General features: G+C 40.3%; 17 protein-coding genes, 1 tRNA gene and 1 other annotated feature. Of the genes, 7 read left to right on the top strand and 11 right to left on the bottom strand.

The window, feature by feature from the left end; all coding sequences use genetic code 11:
• Positions 1–21 precede the first annotated feature (21 nt).
• From H5S41_RS08500 to H5S41_RS08485, 4 genes are all read right to left on the bottom strand, one after another.
• The gene (locus tag H5S41_RS08500; protein ID WP_231833099.1) at positions 22–1,635 is read right to left on the bottom strand and encodes an IS1182 family transposase; all 1,614 of its coding nucleotides are present in this window, start codon (positions 1,633–1,635) and stop codon (positions 22–24) included.
• A gap of 175 nt (positions 1,636–1,810) precedes the next feature.
• Complete coding sequence (gene ndk, locus H5S41_RS08495) at positions 1,811–2,254, bottom strand: nucleoside-diphosphate kinase (RefSeq protein ID WP_153710485.1); 444 nt, start codon at positions 2,252–2,254, stop codon at positions 1,811–1,813.
• 87 nt (positions 2,255–2,341) lie between these two features.
• Positions 2,342–4,660, bottom strand: coding sequence for an RNA polymerase recycling motor HelD (gene helD, locus H5S41_RS08490; RefSeq protein WP_182602971.1), 2,319 nt, complete (start codon positions 4,658–4,660; stop codon positions 2,342–2,344).
• 12 nt (positions 4,661–4,672) lie between these two features.
• Positions 4,673–5,842, bottom strand: coding sequence for a cation:proton antiporter (locus H5S41_RS08485; RefSeq protein WP_182602970.1), 1,170 nt, complete (start codon positions 5,840–5,842; stop codon positions 4,673–4,675).
• A gap of 194 nt (positions 5,843–6,036) precedes the next feature.
• Between H5S41_RS08485 and H5S41_RS08480 the strand changes: the two genes are divergently transcribed.
• Complete coding sequence (locus H5S41_RS08480; protein WP_231833130.1) at positions 6,037–7,311, top strand: ClC family H(+)/Cl(-) exchange transporter; 1,275 nt, start codon at positions 6,037–6,039, stop codon at positions 7,309–7,311.
• Between the two features lie 77 nt (positions 7,312–7,388).
• Here the strand turns inward: H5S41_RS08480 and H5S41_RS08475 are convergent.
• The 3 genes from H5S41_RS08475 to H5S41_RS08465 form a co-directional block, all read right to left on the bottom strand.
• Positions 7,389–7,462, bottom strand: a tRNA-Thr gene (locus tag H5S41_RS08475).
• An 88-nt stretch (positions 7,463–7,550) separates the two neighbouring features.
• Entirely contained in the window at positions 7,551–8,900 is a 1,350-nt protein-coding gene (locus H5S41_RS08470) for an aspartate aminotransferase family protein (RefSeq protein WP_369933111.1), read from the bottom strand.
• On the bottom strand, positions 8,875–10,335 hold the full coding sequence (locus H5S41_RS08465) for an APC family permease (protein WP_153710481.1): 1,461 nt from the start codon (positions 10,333–10,335) through the stop codon (positions 8,875–8,877). Before H5S41_RS08465 ends, H5S41_RS08470 begins: the two co-directional genes overlap by 26 nt.
• 297 nt (positions 10,336–10,632) lie before the next feature.
• On the opposite strand from H5S41_RS08465, the gene nth reads away from it, so the two are divergent.
• Complete coding sequence (gene nth / locus H5S41_RS08460; protein ID WP_182602968.1) at positions 10,633–11,274, top strand: endonuclease III; 642 nt, start codon at positions 10,633–10,635, stop codon at positions 11,272–11,274.
• Between the two features lie 24 nt (positions 11,275–11,298).
• On the top strand, positions 11,299–11,586 hold the full coding sequence (locus H5S41_RS08455; RefSeq protein WP_182598838.1) for an FMN-binding protein: 288 nt from the start codon (positions 11,299–11,301) through the stop codon (positions 11,584–11,586).
• Positions 11,587–11,721: 135 nt separating this feature from the next.
• On the opposite strand, the gene H5S41_RS08450 is transcribed toward H5S41_RS08455, so the two are convergent.
• The 3 genes from H5S41_RS08450 to H5S41_RS08440 form a co-directional block, all read right to left on the bottom strand.
• Positions 11,722–12,474, bottom strand: a complete 753-nt coding sequence (locus H5S41_RS08450; RefSeq protein ID WP_182602967.1) for a sulfite exporter TauE/SafE family protein — start codon at positions 12,472–12,474, stop codon at positions 11,722–11,724.
• Between the two features lie 20 nt (positions 12,475–12,494).
• Positions 12,495–13,691 carry an MFS transporter gene (locus H5S41_RS08445; protein ID WP_182602966.1) on the bottom strand — a complete coding sequence of 399 codons (1,197 nt, stop codon included), beginning with the start codon at positions 13,689–13,691 and terminating at the stop codon, positions 12,495–12,497.
• A 140-nt stretch (positions 13,692–13,831) separates the two neighbouring features.
• Entirely contained in the window at positions 13,832–14,764 is a 933-nt protein-coding gene (locus H5S41_RS08440; RefSeq protein ID WP_182602965.1) for an L-lactate dehydrogenase, read from the bottom strand.
• A gap of 213 nt (positions 14,765–14,977) precedes the next feature.
• Positions 14,978–15,221 (top strand) — a binding site (T-box leader).
• An 85-nt stretch (positions 15,222–15,306) separates the two neighbouring features.
• Between H5S41_RS08440 and H5S41_RS08435 the strand changes: the two genes are divergently transcribed.
• Genes H5S41_RS08435 through H5S41_RS08420 form a run of 4 tightly spaced genes read left to right on the top strand, consistent with a single transcriptional unit; the run spans position 15,307 to position 19,075 of the window.
• Complete coding sequence (locus H5S41_RS08435; RefSeq protein WP_153710476.1) at positions 15,307–16,158, top strand: MetQ/NlpA family ABC transporter substrate-binding protein; 852 nt, start codon at positions 15,307–15,309, stop codon at positions 16,156–16,158.
• Between the two features lie 11 nt (positions 16,159–16,169).
• The gene (locus H5S41_RS08430; RefSeq protein WP_182602964.1) at positions 16,170–17,234 is read left to right on the top strand and encodes a methionine ABC transporter ATP-binding protein; all 1,065 of its coding nucleotides are present in this window, start codon (positions 16,170–16,172) and stop codon (positions 17,232–17,234) included.
• The gene (locus tag H5S41_RS08425; protein ID WP_369933106.1) at positions 17,209–17,916 is read left to right on the top strand and encodes a methionine ABC transporter permease; all 708 of its coding nucleotides are present in this window, start codon (positions 17,209–17,211) and stop codon (positions 17,914–17,916) included. The genes H5S41_RS08430 and H5S41_RS08425 overlap by 26 nt, the downstream gene beginning before the upstream one ends.
• 16 nt (positions 17,917–17,932) lie before the next feature.
• Positions 17,933–19,075, top strand: coding sequence for an ArgE/DapE family deacylase (locus tag H5S41_RS08420; RefSeq protein ID WP_182602963.1), 1,143 nt, complete (start codon positions 17,933–17,935; stop codon positions 19,073–19,075).
• 377 nt (positions 19,076–19,452) lie between these two features.
• Here H5S41_RS08420 and H5S41_RS08415 read toward each other — a convergent pair.
• Positions 19,453–19,628: transposase (locus H5S41_RS08415; RefSeq protein WP_182602962.1), on the bottom strand; the 176-nt coding region annotated here is incomplete at its 5' end.

The following is a 19,628-nucleotide window of genomic DNA, read 5'->3' as shown; positions in this document are numbered from 1 at the left end:
AGGGGCTGTGACATAAGTCCTTTAAATTAAGAGAACCGTTCGGAATTTCATTTGAAATTCTGAGCGGTTCTTCCTTTTCTTAAAATTAATACTAAATATGGACAGCCTCCCGGCGATCTTTTTCATATTCAGTGCCATTAGGGCAATTCCAATCTGACTTTTGGCTTTCTTGAGACCACGCACCGTGAACCTCTTGAAACCCAAATAAGCTTTCAAATTTCCAAAAACAGTTTCTACATCGTACTTGCGACGAGAATACGTAGTGGACTTTGAAAGCGACTTACGTGCTTTAGCTTTAAAATACTCCCATTGTGGATTAACCATAATATACTTAGTATTTCCACGTGGCGTTAATGCCTGAGGAATAACTTGGTGATTTTCATCGTACTTTTCGGCTTGATATACCTTAAAGTCGCGATGGAACTTATATTTATCGTTTCGGTAAGCGTATCGTTTAAAATTAAAGCGGACTCCAGCTGGATTGACATAGTAATCATCGTCTTCATGGTATTCCCAATTCATAACCTTTCGATCATCAGAGCGCCATTTGCGACTATTCTCTTTAATCATCGTGCTATAAGGAATTAGGGCGGTGCAATCAGGCAACTCATCTTCAAGATATTTATAATTACGTTCAGACCCATAACCAGCATCGGCTACAATTTCTCGTCCCAAAACTTCGTTCTGGGCGAGCTGCTTAAGAAATGGAATTAGTGTTCTCGTATCAGTGGGGTTTTGCATTAAGTCATAACCAAGCGTAAATTGCGAATTAGTCATAATTTGAAGATTATATGCCGGCTTAGTTTGTCCATTACGCATTGGATCTTCTTTAACGCGCATAAAAGTAGCTGCGTGATCTGTTTTAGAGTAGCTATTCCGTGAACCAGCGATCTGCATTTGAGTACGATATTCTAAATTTTTTTGGCGACAGTGTTCTAAAGCGCGGCGATATTTTTTGGCGTGGCGTCGTTCTTGTTTGGCCGGATTAGGCGAAACCTTAGCGGTTTCGCTTACCTGTTGATTCAATTCTTCGATACGTTGTTCAAGAAGCGCAATAATAGTATCGAGCTGATCAACGTCAAAGTTATTCTCGTCAACGTCGATTTTAACTTCAGCTTGCTTGATTTCTTGAAGCAGTTTACGGGCTTTTTCAACGTTTAATTCACTATATTTGATCGTACGCTTCTTCCAAACAAAGGAGTACTTATTTGCGTTAGCCAGAATTTTAGTGCCATCAATAAATGAAGCCTCATCAATCATTCCTTGAGCTTTCAAGTAGTCATGAAACTCCTTAAAACTGCTTTGGATCATTTCTTCTAAGTCCTTAGAAATCACAAAGCGAGCAATCGTACGGTAAGTTGGTCGCTGTTCTTGAGTTAACCACATTGCGACAATATTTTCACGAGCAAAGCGTTCAATTTTCCGACAGGAAATAATACCGTAACTGTAGGCTAAAAGGACCAATTTTAATAACATTCTCGGATCGTATTCCCTTGGTCGCCCCATAATATTAGGCTTGCGGATCGCAAGGCCTTCAACTAATTGGTTAATATAACGAGCAGGATGGTTTAATTCAGGTTCATAGGCAGTAGGTATGTTCAAACTAAGTTGATTCATGTTATAATTAGTTTCCAATGTTTTATATATCCTTTCGAGGGTATTTTGAAGACATCGACGGGCTGGTCGGTGTCTTTTTCTTTTATTAATACATATTTTAAAGGAAAACGGAGTTAAATGAAATCCGAAGATTTCATCTAACTCCGCTTATTATTAGGGACTTATGTCACAGTCCCCTTATCATTTTTTATTATTACTGCTTATCTTTAATATCAAATTCTGGGAACCAAATACCAATTTCACGGGTAGCACTATCGACATTATCCGAAGTATGGATAATATTTCTCAAGTTGCCATCTGGCCATTCACGACCATAATCACCACGAATAGTACCCCATTCAGCTTCACCAGGATTAGTAGCCCCTGCCATATTATGAATAGCCTGAATTACATTAGTACCAGAAACAACGATTCCAACAATCGGACCCTCTGTCATGTATTCGAGAAGTTCTGGGAAGAATGGCTTGTCAACTTTATCAAAATAATGCTGACGAAGCTTTTCTTCTGATGGTTCAATCATTTTAAGGGCCTCAATGTTATACCCCTTACGTTCAATTCGGGTAATAACATCTCCAATATGGCGGGTCTTTACCCCATCAGGCTTTACTAGTACAAGTGTGTATTCGTCTTTAACCATGGCGAAGCATCTCCTTTTCTATATCTACAGTCCCTAGATTATCATAAGTCGGCTATTCTTGAAAGCGTTTTTAGTCAATAAACAGGTTTAATTTTTATTCGGCAATTGGTACTCGATTGTAAGCAGCCGTCCTGCCTTTTCATTTATTGCTTCGCTAACCGCCCCGTTGCTCAAAAGGACTAATTCGTGCATTGCGCGAGATGCCATCGTATAAATCATACCGACCTCATCTGTATTGGCCAAGTTTTTAGCAGAAACGTCCGCCGCTAGGACTGCATCAAATTCAAGGCCCTTAGCTAAATAAATTGGTAAGATAAGGATTCCCTTGGGTAATTCAGTGTCGTCAGTATTTAGCAAGTGCAGATCCTCAATTTTTTGCCGATGTAAAAATTGATAAACCGCGGTCGCTTGTTCTTGATTCTTAGTTAGGATTGCTACTGTTTCATATTCGCTAGCAAGTTTACGCGTTTCATCTAGCAAGCTTTGTTGGCTTTCTTCGTCAGAATAGCGAACTAATAGCCGTGGCTTCTTTCCGTGTCGTGTAAACGAAATTATTTTATCGCCATCCGGTAGCAGGGCCTTTGCAAAGTCAGTAATCTCAGTCGTTGAACGGTAGCTACGTCGTAATGCAATTAAGTTAGGACGCTTAGCTTTTAGTACGCCGCTTAGCTTGTTTAACAACTCTTCCGGCAACTGTAATGGTTTAAATAGCGCCTGTTCACTGTCGCCAAGTACGGTAAATTTGGCCTGTGGGAATGCATGTTTAAGGTAGATTAACATTGCCGCGGAATAATCCTGCATCTCATCAATAAATACATATTGGAAAGAACGATTCTGACCTGTACCAGAAATCAAATCACGGAGGTACATCAACGGAGCTGCATGCATCAGTTCCAAACGATGGTATTCGATTTCGTCTTGAAAGGTAAGAATCATCGTCGCCCATTCACGCTGACTGATAGTCTCAGGTACTTCAATAGCATGTAAAAATTTATTGTATTGGTTATAGAAATCAAGGAAATAATTATTATAAACAGCATCGGCAATAACACGTAAGCGACGTTTAGCCAGCCGGCGTGACAAGTAAGCATACTGCTCATCTTCATCTTTAAAATCATCAATTGATTTCTTTCCATATAAATTATGCAGTTGTTGCAGGTCAAGCGAGTCTAATTCTTTAGCTACCCAATCTTTTTTAGCTTCATCTTTAACACGCCGTTGCAATTCACGGATTAGCTTATTTTTTAGTTGGACTAACTTATCAGCTGAAGGCATTGTTTTTGGCAATTCCTTATAAAGCTCTTTAATGTGCTCTGCAGAAAAGAATACTTGGCCATTAAAACGAATATCAGCAAACTGCAAATCATCAATTGTCATTTTTTCAACATAATGCGCGATTGCTTGCATAAACGATTCGCTCTCAATAAAATCAGCGACAACATGAGACGTACTATCAGGTTTTTGCCGTTCTTCATACCGTTCAAATAACGTTTCAACTTGCAATCCTTCAAAGCGGCGCCTAATAAATCCTTCTAACGTCACTTGTCGCATGTTTCGTTCTCCAAGGCTTGGTAAAACTTCAGAGATATAGTGACTAAACAAGTTATTCGGACTAAAAAGGACAATTTGATCCGCGTTCAATTCTGTTCGGCTATGATAAAGCAAATATGCAATTCTTTGCAGGATCGCTGATGTTTTCCCCGAACCGGCTACCCCTTGTACAAGCAAAAGGTCACTACGCGTATCGCGAATAATGTCGTTTTGCTCTTTCTGGATTGTTGCAACAATATTATGCATGTACTGGTCGTTTTGCTTACCGAGCGCTGCTTGTAACACCTCATCACCAACTGTTTCATTGGTATCAAACATGTTAGTAATTCTGCCGTCTTTAATAGTGAATTGACGCTTCTTTTTTAATTCAGTTGTTTGCATCCCCGCTGGCGTTTCATAATTCACCTTACCAAGCGTTCCATTGTAGTAAACACCTGAAATAGGGGCCCGCCAATCATAAATTAAGAATTCAGTTTTATCATCATTCATCAGTGACGAGGTACCAATATACAAAGTCTCACTCTGCTTTTCGCCAGGATCTTGAATATCAATTCGCCCAAAATATGGTGAGCCTTTCAAGTTTTTCAAAGTCCTTAATTGATGTTTTAAAATTGATTCACTTTCCGCTGCCCGTGAAACCAATTGTCGCTGCTGTTCAATCATTGACCGCGATTCGGCAATATCATCAACTTCATAACGGTTAATGGAGGCATTTTCGCTATAGTTGCGTTCAACTGCTTGTGTTTCACGATGAGCATCTTCAACCGCTTTAGTAGTCGCAGCAACTTGTTGATCGATTTGTTTTTCAACATTATCAACTCGTGCCTGCTCCGCTTCTCGCTCATGATTTTCCATCAAAAGTCCCCTTTACGCAAGTTCATTTGCTGATCGTTTTAACGCGTGTTTTAGAATAAACGGTGCTAAAACGGTCGCAACAATAATTACAGTAATAACATCAGAATAGTACATCGACGACAAGAGATGCGCTTCATAACCTATTTGTGCCGTGATTAATCCCATTTCACCGCGGGCAACCATTCCGCTACCGACAACATAAGAGCTTGGCATACTAAAGCCAGATAACTTTGCCCCGGCTCCACAACCAATTAATTTTGTTAAACATGCAAGAATAGTCATCACAATTACAAAAACAAGCGATTCTTTAATATTATCAAAGCGCATATTTAGTCCCACGCTCACGAAAAACAATGGAATAAACATTGCATATCCAATCGGAATAAAGCTCCGATCAACAACTTCTTTATGTTTTGTATTAGCAACCGCAATTCCGGCAAAGAATGAGCCAACTGCCCCGCTCAAACCAACGTAATCAGCAATTGCTGCCATTCCTAAACAGATGATCATTGCCATTACGGACGTTGAAGCAACTGTTAACAGTCGGTCGCTCATGTGGATAAGGTAAGGCGCTAACCAACGAATCAGCAAATAAGTTCCGCCAAAGAATACTAACTGCATTAATAAAACGATTCCTAATGGCTGACCACTGCCATGACCACTATTGTTGCTGCCATTGATGACACTGATCATCACACTCAATAAAATAACACCAATAATATCATCAGCAACCGCTGCTCCAAGAACTGTCGCCCCTTCCCTGCTATCCAGGCGCTTAAATTCACGCAAAACGGCAACAGAGATACTAACAGACGTTGTAGCAAAAATAACACCGATAAAGAGTGATTCAAGCTTAGTAAAGCCAAACATATAGCTTACCGGGCCCATAATTACAATTGGAATAATCACCCCAAGGATTGCCACAACAACCGCTGGCTTTAAATACTTTTTCAGTAAGGAAAGATCACTTTCCAACCCAGCAATGAACATCAAGATAATAACCCCGATTTCCTGAAATTCATTCATCATCGAATTTAAATGAACCCAATTAAGAACAGCTGGTCCTGCGATAATCCCCACTAAAATCTGCCCGATTACTTCGGGTATCTCAACTCGACGACATAGGTGCGCTACCACTTGTGTAGCCAGCAGCAACCCTGCTAGCACTGCTATAAATTCCATTTCTTTTCCTCCAATTTTAATTACTGTGCAATGTGTATATAGTTCTGATTTTACCATACCAACACGAAATATTATTGAGGGGCGTGTATAATACAAGATAAATAATTCTCAAATTTTTGAAAGGAGGAATTGCCGTGCCAACCAGCAAGTCTAACATCAAACGTGCCCGCGATGTATTATCAAAACCGATGTCCATGGCTTTCATTTCATTAATTGGAAAAGCAATCGTTGTCGGCGCTTTAACCGGCCTCCTCGTAAGCATCTTCCGTTGGATTATTGATCATACACTAAAATTTTTAATGGTCATTTATCCGATGATGGCCCAGCACCCCCAATTACTCATTCCTTATATTGCAGTTACGATTTTAATTATCTTAATTCTCAGCAGAATTCTTAAGCCCTCTTTACTAGACTTAGTTGGTTCTGGGGTGCCGCAAATCGAAGCAGTATTATTGAATGAACACCAAATGAATGCTTGGAGTGTTTTATGGCGTAAATTTATCGGGGGGCTATTAGCAATTTGTCCGGGTCTCTTCCTTGGTCGTGAAGGTCCCTGTATCCAAATGGGAGCTTGTATTGGTCAATTATTTGGCGAAAAACTTAAGATAAGCAAAGAAGAAAAACGTTTTCTCCTCGAATGCGGTGTCGCTGCAGGTCTTTCAGCCGCGTTTAGTGCTCCATTGGCTGGGGTAATATTTCTTTTAGAAGAGATCACATTTGATTTTCATCCCCAGGGTTGTATTACCGCTCTTGCTGCAGCAATTACATCAGACTTTGTAACAATCCTGTTTTTTGGTGTTCGGCCCTGCCTTTATATTTCGGTTCACGCGAACATGCCTAAAGATAGCTATAGCTGGTTAATTCTCCTTGGTATTTTAATTGGTTTTCTTGCTTTTGGCTACCAATATACTCTCTTAAACCTGCGATGGTGGTACAGTAAGATCAAGTTGCCACGGATTTACCATAGCGCGATTCCGTTACTACTCGTAATTCCAATTGGATTGTGGAATGCCCGAATCCTAGGCGGAAGTCATGATTTCATCGCTTATATTGCTGGGCTTGACCAGAATAGCAACCTCACAAGCCTCTTAGGTCTTTTCGTCACTTTCTTCATCATTCGGTTTTTCTTTTCAATGATTAGTTATGGTGCTTCCGTTCCCGGCGGTATTTTCATGCCAATTCTTGTTTTAGGAGCATTAATCGGTGCTATTGTAGGTGTAGTTATGATTCACCAGAATATTATTCCCGCAGCATGTTACCTTAATTTTGTAGTTATCTCAATGGCAGCTTACTTCGGCGCTATTGAAGAAGCACCCTTTACTGCAATTACTTTATTAACAGAGATGGTCGGATCCGTCGACCAAATTTTACCAATGACAATTTTAACGTTTATTGCTTATATCACTAGCAATTTACTTGGGGGTCAACCAATCTATGCCTCGCTGCGAAAAGAAATGTTTCCAAAATAAAAAGAAACCGAAAAAGGCTTTTCCAGTTTCACTAATATAATGAATTTTTCAAGATAACTTGTGCTAAGGTGCTTAAAAGCCATCTAGCGGGTTCGAACCGCCGACCTCATCCTTACCATGGATGTGCTCTACCTAGCTGAGCTAAGATGGCACTTGTAGTATATCGAAAAAAGGATATTTAAATCAAGAAAGAGTAGAAAATAACTTTCTCAACAAGATTGTTATTTCCTACTCTTTTTTTACCAGCCAAGTTCTTCTGCATTAGCTGGTGCAGATAATTTACCAGCAGCTAATTCTGAGAAAGCCTGGTCGATCATTGCAAACGCCCGATCCAGTTCTTCTTCAGTAATTACCAGTGGTGGCTGGAAGCGCAGAATATTCCCTCGCAAACTAATGATAATCGCTCCTAATTCAAAAATACGATACATTAATTTTGTAGTTGCATCTGAATCCCCTTCACCGGTTACCGGATCAACAATATCAATCCCGCCATCAAGGCCATACATCCTTACATCACCAACGAAAGAATACTTTGCTTGTTCTTGCTTGAAGAATTCTTCAGCTTTAGCTCCTAAGCGTTGGGAACGTTCTAACAGGTGCTCATTTTGAATAACATCCAAAGTTGCATTGGCTGCTGCGGTTGTAACTGGATTACCAGCTGTCGTATAAACATTAGCCGGTGCGCCAAGTGATTCAAGAATCTCTTTCCGTCCAATCATCGCACTGAGGGGCATCCCCGAAGCCAAGGATTTCCCGACAGACATTAAGTCAGGTTCAATTCCAAAGTGTTGAATTGACCACCATTTTCCTGTACGACCCATGCCCTGATTAACTTCATCAACCGCAAAAACAATCCCATTAGCTTTTGCAAATTCGTATACTTTTCGCATATAAGCCGGTGGTGTCTTGACAATTCCACCGTCTCCTTGAATTGGTTCAATGAGAATTGCCGCAACTTCATCAGCTGGGAGATAAGTTTCAAAAGGTAACATGAATTGAGCAAACATCCGATCAACAAAGTCTTCTTCAGTTTCGCCTACAAGACGCTCCCATGGACTTGGAAATGGGACTTTTACCACTCCAGGTAACATTGGTCCCATCTTCCGGGTCATATTTAATGAAACTCCCGAAAGCGTCATGGAACCATACGTTGAACCATGATAAGCCCCTGTAAATGAAACGATGTATTGACGTCCTGTATATGCCCGCGCAAATTTAATAATTGCATCATTGGCATCGGATCCAGAATTACCCCACACCATTTCAACAGGGCCACTCATCGGTGCCAGTTCTGCTAATCGCGGAGCTAAGCGTGCTGCCTGTGAATTAGCAAAGTAGGCAGGCGTATATTGAATCATCTTAGCTGCCTGTTCTTGAATTGCTTTTACAATTTGAGGATGCGCATGTCCTGTATTAGTAGAACTAGCACTAGCAAGCAAGTCAATATAATCATGGCCTTCAATGTCAGTAACAGTTGCCCCCTGACCATGATCTAAAACGATATCATAATACTTAATCCGGGCTGCTGTCGCAAATGCAGCCTCTTCTTTTTGTAAAACTTCTTTATTTGTTTTCTTCAACATTTTCATCTTGTCCATCTTCTTTCTTTGCCATAGTCGAGTGACGCATTCCGTAAGCAAAGTAAATAATTAAGCCGAAGATGAACCAGATACCAGCGTAAAGTTTTGCTTGATAATCAAGTCCCATGAAAACAAGGAATGAAGCAATGAACCCAAGTGCTGGCAATACAGGGTAGAATGGCATCTTAAATGAAGGTTCTGGGATATCCTTACCTTCACGACGACGCAAAGCATATACCCCAAGTGACACAAACATAAAGGCGATTAAGGTACCGGCAGAAATCAATTGAGAAAGGAACGCAAATGGGAAGAATGCTCCGATAAGCACTGCCCCAATTGTCAACGTCCATAATGCCCGGTTTGGGCGGTTACTTTCATCAAGCTTCCCAAGCCATTTTGGCAACATACCGTCACGACCGAACGAGTAGATCAACCGTGACCCAGCCATACTCATTCCGATCAAAGCTGTAAACATACCAACAACGGCAATCGTTTGCACAACAGTCGCAACGCCACCATGATGAGCTGCCCGTAAAGCAAGACCAACTGGTTCGGCACTGTTAGCATATTCTTGGTATGGCAATACTCCGACAAGAACAAGACTAACTGCAACAAATAATACTACGGCGATTACTAATGATCCAAGAATTCCTCGTGGCATCGTTTTTTGTGGATTGATTGCTTCAGCAGAGTTAGCCGCAATTGAGTCAAAACCGATGTATGAAAGGAAAATCATTGAGACCCCAGCATAAATACCTTGCCAGCCACCAAAGGCCCCGTTAGCTGTTTCACGGTAAGCAGGAATGAATGGTGTAAAGTTACTTGCTTTCAAAGCTGTTAAACCAACAACAATAAATAGTAAAATTGCAAAAACTTTTAGAACAACAAGCAGGTTTTCAACTCGTGCTGCCCGTGATACCCCGCGAGAAATTAGCAAGGCAACAAGAACAATAACTACAACTGAAACCAGGTCAACAACCCCGCCTTCTGTTCCAAAGGCATTTGATAACGAGGCTGGTAGTTTCCAACCGAGCGGAGCAAATAATGCCCGGAAGTTTGCCGAAAGTCCTGATCCAACGAAGGCAAGCGCGATGAAATATTCAGCTAGTAGTGCCCAACCAGCAACCCAGCCAAAGAATTCGCCAAACACAACGTTAATCCATGAGTATGCCGAACCGGCGAAAGGCATTGCTGCTGCCATTTCAGCATAAGCAAAGGCAACCAGACCAGCAACAATTGCTGCTAACAAGAATGAGATAACAACAGAAGGGCCGGTATGCATCGCAGCTACTTCACCAGGAAGAGTGAAAATAGAAGTGGACACAATCGTTCCAACACCTAAAGCTAAAAAGTCCCGTACCTTCAAAGATCGTACTAGGTGACCGTCTTTACTGTCATAAACACGCGGGTCTTCTTTACGTGTAATTGTTTTCCAAAAACTCATAATCATCCTCCTTTGGTTTTATAATTAAAATTTGATTAGAATTATAAGAAAATCTTTAATACATTTTACCAAGGTGCTATTAAGAGGTCAATCGTTTATTTAAATTAATTTAAGAAAGCGATTTCGTTATTTAAACAAACACGCTGCCTACTTTCCTTAACTTTGATTTTCGTCGCTTTTTAGATTATAACTTGGCAAATAATCCTTTTATGATAAAAAAATGAGGTAATTCCTTTTCGCTTAATCCAGTTATAAGAGTTAAAATGATTATAAATATATACGAAAGAGTGATTTTACATGCTTTCACCAGAAGAAATTCGTTATGCCATAACAATAATGCGCCAAACTTATCCCAATGCCGGAACAACTCTAATCGCCGACACTAATTACCACTTTTTGCTCGCAACAATTTTAAGTGCACAATCAACAGATCAGTCTGTCAACGAGGTAACACCAGCATTATTCGCAAGGTTTCCATCACCGGCTGACCTAGCTGCTGTTGAGCCAGAAGACGTCGAGCCTTATATAAAAAAACTGGGGCTCTATCGTAATAAAGCCCGCTTTCTAGTTAAAACTTCACAACAAATTGTTACTGATTTTAACGGCGAAGTTCCGCAGACTTTAAAAGAACTGATGAGTTTATCCGGGGTCGGTCGTAAGGTCGCAGATGTGGTGCTCGCTGAATGCTTTAATATTCCTGCTTTTCCGGTCGACACGCATGTGAGCCGGGTTGCACGCCGCTTACGAATGGTAGAACCCAAAGCAACAGTCCTTACAATTGAAAAGAAGTTAATGGAGGTTATTCCACCTGAACATTGGCTCGATGCTCATCATAGTATGATATTCTGGGGTCGGTATATGTGTACTTCACGAAAACCTAAATGCGAAAAATGCCCACTTCTTGCTATTTGCGAGACCGGGCAAAGCAATGTAATTTAACAATGGGAGTTGTTAGTAAGTAAAATGAGTAAATTACAAGCAAATCAATATATTGGAAACGGCTTTAGTGCATACGGCGGCGAATTAGAAGTCCTGCTAACCTACCAAGACAATAAGATTCAAGACCTACAAGTAACTAAACACCACGAATCCGAAATGGGACAATGGGCTTTAGATGAGCTGCCCGGTAAGATCATTGCTGCTAACAGTGCTGAAGTCGATGGTGTTACAGGTGCATCTGCAACCAGTCGAGCAATTAAAGACGCAACTATAGATGCACTAAAAAAGGCGCAATTGAAAGATAATAAATAAAACCAAAAAAAGAGGCTGGGACTTCCCAACCTCTTAATTGTTTTAAAGTTTCAGCACAGTGGCTATTTACCTGCTGACCGCGCGTCGACGAAGATGGGACGATAAACCATATAAATTGGTCTTTTCCTACCTTCTTTATAATGTTTTGATCCCCATTAAAATAATGAAGATTCCCATAAATAACTTGATATAAAATGCTCGTTGCGGTTTCTTAGTTAACCAAATAATAATTGGCTGTGCAAGCACAGATCCTGCCAGCGACCCGATAATTAAACCGCCAGCGGCATGCCAATCAACTGAGCCACCCATTAAATGCAATGAGGCCCCAACGATTGACATCCCCACTAAAACGTAAGCCGATGTGGCAGATGCATTTGCCATTGAGGCGCCTAAGATTAATAATCCTGCGGTGATCGGTCCACCACCACTTAACCCTGCGATTCCAACCATCAGCCCGCCTAAAACTCCATAAATGATACTAGCAGTTTGCGGAGAAACAGTTGATTGTTTTTTAGGAGCATTGTGATATAACTTATAAATAATTTGCGCTCCTAAAAAGATTAGAATAGCACCAATAACAACTTTATAAAGCTTAGTCGGAATGAACGGTGATATTAAGTATCCGACAATAATGCTCGGTATTGCTGAAAGCATCATACGATTACCGAGTTGAAAGTTAATCAGTCCCTGCCGATAATACGCGAGAGACCCTAAAATGAGGGCTGGCAAAGCTGTCACGATTGATGTGGCAGCCGCAGTTGCTGGCGGCAATTGAAAAATTGCCGTCAAAACACCAAGATAGATGGCTCCTCCGCCACCACCAAGCGAAATAACAAAAACCCCAACTGCGAGACCAATTAGAATTAAAAATAACAATGAACCCGTCATTGACACCTCCCTAAAACATTCTAATTATTAACCATTGATTTTCTTTCTCTTCCCAAAACAAATGTTATTACCCAGGAAATAATTAAAAAGGCCGTTACAAACCAATAAGGATATTGATAATTTACATCTAATAAGTATCCACTAATCAGTGGTCCAATAATATTTCCCACACTCGTTAATGACATATTTATTCCGTTGAGCAAACCTTGATTAGCCGTACTCATCTTCGTCAATAGTGTTGTAATCGTAGGACGCAGCAAGTCAAAAGCTTCAAAGACAAACAGTGTTGCTACAATAATATGCCAATGTGAATGGTCATAAATCACTAAAATGGTTCCGATAACACTAAGGAAAAAACTATAACGCATTAAGCGCACCTCGCCAAGCCAACGTACAAGACGATCAAAAAAGAATACTTGTAAAATCAACGAAATAATCCCATTTAACGTCAGGACAAGGGCAATCGCGCTCAAATCAAAGTTATGGACTTCATTAACGTATAGGCTATAAATACTTTCAAAACCCGCAAGCCCAAATGCTGCAACAAAGATCATTCCGAAAAGAGTTATTAGCATTGGTGTCATTATCTGCTTAATTTGGCTCCAACCACTGGACAACAATTCGTTCTCGGGATTTTTCGTCTCGCTCTTAATCAAAATGTCCTCATCACGAGGTAAAAACCGCCAAGCAACAACCGTACTAATCAAGCCCAGTATCCCCGCAATCCAAAATGGAAACTTATAGTTAACATGGGCGAGCATTCCACCAAGTCCAGGTCCTAAAATCAAGCCACCGCTAAATGCAGCTGATAGCCAACCGATAACTTTGGCTCGATCTTTTTCACTAGTAATATCAGCTGCTAGTGCCATCGAGGTAGGCACAAACATCGCTGCTGATAAACCATCAACCGCCCGTGACAAATCAAATACCCACAGATGCTGTGCTAATGCAAAAACAAACTCGGCAATTGCAAAAATCAACAGTCCCCAAACCAGCATCGGCTTACGTCCAAGCTTATCTGAAATTCGACCAACAATAGGCGAAGCAATGAATTGAACAAAAGCAAATAATGAGGACATTACTCCCATGTCAAAGGCAGTAAAGTGATATTCATTCTTAATGAATGGTTCGACCGGGAAGATAAGACTCATCCCAAGGCAGATTAAAAATTCACAAAAAAGAATTACGACTATAATACGCTTTACTTCTTTTGTCATGATATAATTCCTTCCTTAATTTATTCAGAATAAAAGTGGTGCCATTGAAACAACGACACCACTTTTATTTTGTAAGCTACCGATAACTATACCATGATTAAATTTTTAATGCCAGCACTGATTAAGTATTTAACTTTTCCTTAATCTTTGGCTTCAAGACTCTCTTGATACTTCTCCTTAATGAAGTCCGCAGATGTTTGTAATTTTTGTAACTCTTCATCTGTCAAATCCAACTGAGCTTGTTCAACGACCCCATCACGACCAACAACAGCCGGGTATGATAGGTAAACGCCATATTCTTCACGATAATTTGATACTGGTAATTCTGATAATGAATTGCTTAAAATTGCGTTAACCAATTTAACCGCTGCTGTTGCAACACCGTAATTAGTGTACTTTTTACCTTGGAAGACTGTCCAGCCTCCCATCCGCGCTTCTTTATCCAGTTGATCTAAGTCAAGACCACGTTTGTCGGCAATTTCGGTTAACGGCTTCCCTAATACCCGTACTGTAGACCAAGCAGTGAATTGTGAATTACCGTGCTCACCAAGATTGTAGCCATCAACTGAACGCGGGTCGAGGTGAAGACGATCAGCAACCGCCCGCTTCATCCGTGCAGAATCAAGCAGGGTTCCTGTCCCTAACACATGGTTCTTCGGTAAACCGGTAATCTTTTGGTAAAGTGATGTGATAACATCAACAGGGTTAGTAATTGCCACGATTTTACCAGAGAATCCGCTATCCTTAATCTTTTGCGCAACTTCTTTAACTGCCTGACGAGTAAATGGTAATTCCGCAAAACGATCCGCGTTTGGATTATCTTGTAGTTTAATATTTCCTAAAGCAGAAACAATTACATCTGCGTCTTTCAATGCACTGTAATCATTAACGGTAATATTAGTATGGAAAGGCAAGTTTGCCATTGCATCTTCAAAGTCCAGTGCATCGGCTTTAACCTTTGCTTCATTTTTATCAATTAATACTAGGTCATCGGCAAAACCCATTGCGACAATATAATGGGCAACCGTCGACCCAACATTTCCCATTCCAATAACTCCAACCTTACGTGTCATTTACTAAGACCCCTTTCGATGTTCTAATTATTTTTTAATGATATCACAAGACCATTTTAATTGCTACTTTGAATCAATGCCTAAAAACTTAGCAATTTATTTCTACATTAAATAAAAAAGCGTGTATAACTCATTTGCTAATTTTAAATTAAAAAGGTGTTGACAAAAATGAGAGAATCATTATAATAAAATGCATAATAATTAATTGAACGTTAAAACATATCGAAAAGCAGAGTAAGTAGCGAATCTTTTAAGAGAGCTTCTGGGTGGTGAAAAGAAGTAAGACTAACTACTGAAGATGGGCTTGGAATGGTATCGATGATTGTTAGTCGATAACGGGTTAGCACACGTTACTAGTGCTAGGTAATTCTAATTATTTTATTAGAGTAACCTACTGAGGCTGAATCTGTGAGGATTTAGCGAATAAAGGTGGTAACGCGGAGCACTCGTCCTTTAATTAAGGGATGAGTGCTTTTTTTGTTTCCTAACATTAACGTTTAATTACCTAGAGAAAATATATAACTTGAAAGGGAGTTTTTATTATGAAGAGTAAGAAGAAAAGAAATACTATTATTTGGATTGTTGTCGCTTTAGTTGTTGTTATTGCTGGTTATTTTAGTTTCATTCGTCCCCAAGAACAGGCAAAGCGGACTGTTACAATCGGAATCATGGCCGGATCAAAGCAAGATGATGAAATCTGGAAAACTGTAAGTAAGACCGCTAAGGATAAGTACAATGTTACTTTGAAGTTCAAGCGGTTCACTGATTACAACCAGCCAAATAAAGCCTTAGAAAATGGCGATGTCGATTTAAACTCATTCCAACACAAACTATTCTTACAAACATGGAATAAAGCACATAAGACAGACCTTGTTTCTATCGGTGACACCTACATCACACCAATCCGTCTTTACTCTAAGCAATACAAGAGTGTTAAGGAAATCCCTGATGGCGGAACAATCGCTGTTCCAAATGATGCTTCAAACGAATCACGGGCATTGTTTGCATTGAAGAACGCTGGTTTGATCGAATTAAAGAAGGGCACTAAGCTCGCTACTGTTAGTTCGATTTCCAAGAATCCACATGACCTTAAGATTAAAGAATTAGCAGCCGACCAAACTGCACGGTCTTTAGATAATGTAGACGCAGCGGTAGTTAATACTAATTACGCTCAAGCAGCTGGCCTTAACTACAAGAGTGCTATCTTTGTTGAACCAATTAACAAAGACTCTAAACAATGGGTTAACGTCATTGCCGCAAAGGATAGCCAAAAGAACAATAAAATCTACAAAGATGTCGTAAAAGCTTACCAAACAGAAAAGACAAAGCAAGAAATCAAGAAGCTTTACGGTACTGCTGAAATTCCAGCATGGGATCTTAACTTCAATAAATAAGGAGGATTAATATGGCGAACCCAATTATTGACTTAGATAATATTAGCGTAACTTTTAAACAGCGAAAACAAACTGTTCACGCGGTTAAAGACGTTACCTTAAAAGTAGAAAAAGGTGATATTTACGGGATTGTCGGTTATTCTGGAGCCGGAAAATCAACCTTAGTGCGGACAATTAACCTCTTACAGCTTCCCACTGCCGGGACAGTTACCATTAATGGAACCGTATTTTTCAAAGATCATCAGCAGCAAATCAGCAATAAAGAATTGCAGGAAAAGCGGCGAAAAATTGGAATGATTTTCCAACATTTCAATTTATTAAATGAAACTTCCGTAATTGAAAACGTCCTTTTTGCCCTTAAGCATACCGACTTAGACGATGACGCCAAGGAAAAGAAAGCCCTTGAACTTCTAGACCTAGTCGGCTTGAAAGATAAAGCTGAATTTTATCCCGTCCAATTATCCGGTGGTGAACAACAACGAGTATCGATCGCCCGGGCATTAGCTAACGATCCGGAAATCCTCATTTCAGATGAAGCCACTTCTGCTCTTGATCCGCAAAATACTAATCAAATCTTAGACCTCTTAAAGCGGTTAAATGATAAGCTAAATTTAACAATCGTTTTAATTACTCACGAAATGGACGCCGTTAAGCGGGTTGCTAACAAAATTGCAGTCATGGAATATGGTCAAATCATAGAACGAGGAGCACTTCAAAAGGTCTTCTTGCAACCACAACAAGACTTAACACGACAATTTGTTGGTGGCTCGCTAGCTGCAGTCGATACACTCAAAGCCTTTAATCTTGGGCACCTTGATGATGATGAAGAATTACTTCAATTGGTTTACGATGCAAATAATGTCACTAAATCAATTATTATCGAGTTATATAAACAGCTACAAGTTGAAGCAAGTATGCTCTACGGTAACATTGAAGTCCTAGCCGGTTCGCCAGTCGGTACACTCTTTGTTGTTATCAAAGGTGATGCAGATAAGCGTCAGCAAGCTATTGACTTCTTAAAGCAAAATGATGTTACTGTAACAAAGATTGATGATCGGAGGATTTGGAATGAATAATCTAATACCAAATGTAATTCAGCTTGGCTGGGGCGGCGACAATGGTTGGGGAACCTCAATCGTTCAAACTATCTACATGACTTTTTGGCCGGCGATTTTCGGTGGCATTCTCGGATTAATTTTTGGAGTAGCCCTCGTCGTTACTGAACCAGGCGGAATTCTAGAAAATCGAATTGTTTTTAGTATTGTTGATAAGGTTGTATCTGTCTTTCGGGCAATCCCATTTATTATCTTATTAGCGTTCATTGCCCCCTTTACCCAATTAATTGTGGGAACACAAATTGGAACTACCGCGGCATTAGTCCCTCTTTCATTAGGAGTATTTGCCTTTTATGCTCGTCAAGTCCAAGTTGCGCTTGAAAGTGTCGACCATGGTAAAATTGAAGCAGCCCAGGCAATTGGCGCTACCAACTGGGATATCATCACAAATGTCTACCTTCGTGAAGCACGTTCTGAACTTGTCCGTGTCTCAACCGTTACATTAATTAGCTTAGTCAGCCTTACTGCAATGGCTGGTGCAATCGGGGCCGGCGGTTTAGGTAATACTGCTATCTCATACGGTTATGACCGATTCAATAATGATGTTACCTTAGTCGCAACTATTCTTGTTCTTTTATTCGTTTTAATCATTCAAGTCATTGGGGACTTTTTAGCCAAGAAGCTCAACCACCAAGACCGTTAAAGTTAGGAGAATCAATATGGAAGCCAGCGAAAAAGTAAAAGTACTGCAAGATTTAATCAAAATTCACTCTGTTAATGGCAATGAAGTTGAAGTTGCTCACTATTTACAAAAACTGTTAGCAGCTCACGGGATCGAGCCAAAAGTTGATGAATTTGGTGACCGCCGCGCTAATTTAACCGCTGAAATCGGGGCCGGCGAAGATTCACGGGTGCTTGGCTTTACTGGTCACCAAGATACTGTTGCGGTGCCTAATCCGGATCGCTGGCAATACCCTCCTTTTAGCGGTGAGGTTGTTGGAGACCGCATTTACGGTCGGGGGGCCGCAGATATGAAGAGCGGTTTAGCTGCTCAAGCACTAGCCCTCATCGAATTAAAAGAAGCAAATCAGTTGCCAACTGGTAAAGTACGTTTTATTGCGACTGCCGGTGAAGAATTAGGGACTCCCGGCGCCTATCGTCTTGAAAAACAAGGTACAGCTACCGACTTAGATGCGTTAGTGGTTGGTGAGCCAACGGGCGGTAATATTATTTATGCTCACTCTGGAAGTATGAATTACCGTATTACCAGCTTTGGTAAGTCATGTCATAGCTCGCACCCAGAACAAGGGATTAATGCTATCGAAGGTCTCCTAAAGTTCGTTGAAGAAGAAAAGCACCTTTTCGATGATGCTAAAGATGACCCGTATTTAGGAAAGGTTCAGCATAGTATTACTGTCATTAATGGCGGTGACCAAGTAAATACTATTCCTGATAGCGCCACTCTTCATGGGAACGTTCGCCCTACTGCTGCCTTTGATAATGAAAAAGTCATTGATCGGCTTCAGGACGCTCTCGAATATATTAATCACACAACTCCCTTCCAGCTTGAACTAAAAATTATCCAAGACTTTTATCCAATCGCAACAGCTCCTGATAATCATTTCGTTCAGGTCGCTTTAGAGGCCGCACAACGCAATTACCCAAATGACGTTAAACTAGATATCATTAACGGGGCAACCGATGCGAGCGTGTTTACCTTACATCGACCTGACTTACCAGTAGTTGTTCTCGGTTGCGATTCATGGAACGTGGCGCACCAAACCGATGAATTTACCACTATTTCGAGTTACCTTGCAACAATTAAAGCTTATAAACAAATTGTTCGTGACTTCTTTGCTTAATTTTTGCTAAGGTTTTTCACCTAAAGTCTTACCAAATTATTAGCTTTCCTTTCAACAATTTTCGACCGTAAATGTTATAATATAGGTGTTGAAAGCGATAACAGTTAATTAGTTAAGAAAGGGTGTTTACCATGATGTCATTATTAAGTAATGTAATCGCTGTTGTTAGTTTCTCGGCCATTCTTTTAGCTTCAATTGCTAGTCTCTTCATTGGTGGTAAACACCAACATAAGTTCAACTAAGAGCTTTTCGGAATGGTAAGCGTCTAAAATATTCGGGTAATCATTTGAATTATCTTAATGTTAAAAAATGGGGGTATCTGTCAACTGGTATTGATGGATATCAACACCTCCTACGAGAATGTGGGAGGTGTTTTTTTACGCAAATAAACAATCAATTCTTAAAAAGAAAAATTGCTGATTGGCAAAACCATAGCAGGAACGCTTGAGGGTCTTAATTCGACGATTGATCCCTTCCAAGGGACCGTTGGAGAACTCAAACTGGGTACTATTAATGACATAAGACTGATTTTTATTTAATGTAGCGATAGCCG

The organism is Limosilactobacillus albertensis (genome assembly GCF_014145555.1).
Taxonomy (GTDB): Bacteria; Bacillota; Bacilli; order Lactobacillales; family Lactobacillaceae; genus Limosilactobacillus; species Limosilactobacillus albertensis.
The sequence above is the reverse complement of the archived record's forward strand: the minus strand, read 5'-3'. Positions and strand labels throughout refer to the sequence as shown.

Excerpts from the sequence above, each read along its gene's own strand:
- H5S41_RS08455 (WP_182598838.1), top strand. The coding sequence starts at position 11,299 with ATGAGTAAATTACAAGCAAATCAATATATTGGAAACGGCTTTAGTGCA.
- H5S41_RS08465 (WP_153710481.1), bottom strand. The coding sequence starts at position 10,335 with ATGAGTTTTTGGAAAACAATTACACGTAAAGAAGACCCGCGTGTTTAT.
- nth (WP_182602968.1), top strand. The coding sequence starts at position 10,633 with ATGCTTTCACCAGAAGAAATTCGTTATGCCATAACAATAATGCGCCAA.
- H5S41_RS08440 (WP_182602965.1), bottom strand. The coding sequence starts at position 14,764 with ATGACACGTAAGGTTGGAGTTATTGGAATGGGAAATGTTGGGTCGACG.
- H5S41_RS08470 (WP_369933111.1), bottom strand. The coding sequence starts at position 8,900 with ATGAAAATGTTGAAGAAAACAAATAAAGAAGTTTTACAAAAAGAAGAG.
- H5S41_RS08425 (WP_369933106.1), top strand. The coding sequence starts at position 17,209 with ATGATCGGAGGATTTGGAATGAATAATCTAATACCAAATGTAATTCAG.
- helD (WP_182602971.1), bottom strand. The coding sequence starts at position 4,660 with ATGGAAAATCATGAGCGAGAAGCGGAGCAGGCACGAGTTGATAATGTT.
- H5S41_RS08445 (WP_182602966.1), bottom strand. The coding sequence starts at position 13,691 with ATGACAAAAGAAGTAAAGCGTATTATAGTCGTAATTCTTTTTTGTGAA.
- H5S41_RS08435 (WP_153710476.1), top strand. The coding sequence starts at position 15,307 with ATGAAGAGTAAGAAGAAAAGAAATACTATTATTTGGATTGTTGTCGCT.
- ndk (WP_153710485.1), bottom strand. The coding sequence starts at position 2,254 with ATGGTTAAAGACGAATACACACTTGTACTAGTAAAGCCTGATGGGGTA.
- H5S41_RS08430 (WP_182602964.1), top strand. The coding sequence starts at position 16,170 with ATGGCGAACCCAATTATTGACTTAGATAATATTAGCGTAACTTTTAAA.
- H5S41_RS08450 (WP_182602967.1), bottom strand. The coding sequence starts at position 12,474 with ATGACGGGTTCATTGTTATTTTTAATTCTAATTGGTCTCGCAGTTGGG.
- H5S41_RS08480 (WP_231833130.1), top strand. The coding sequence starts at position 6,037 with ATGGCTTTCATTTCATTAATTGGAAAAGCAATCGTTGTCGGCGCTTTA.
- H5S41_RS08420 (WP_182602963.1), top strand. The coding sequence starts at position 17,933 with ATGGAAGCCAGCGAAAAAGTAAAAGTACTGCAAGATTTAATCAAAATT.
- H5S41_RS08485 (WP_182602970.1), bottom strand. The coding sequence starts at position 5,842 with ATGGAATTTATAGCAGTGCTAGCAGGGTTGCTGCTGGCTACACAAGTG.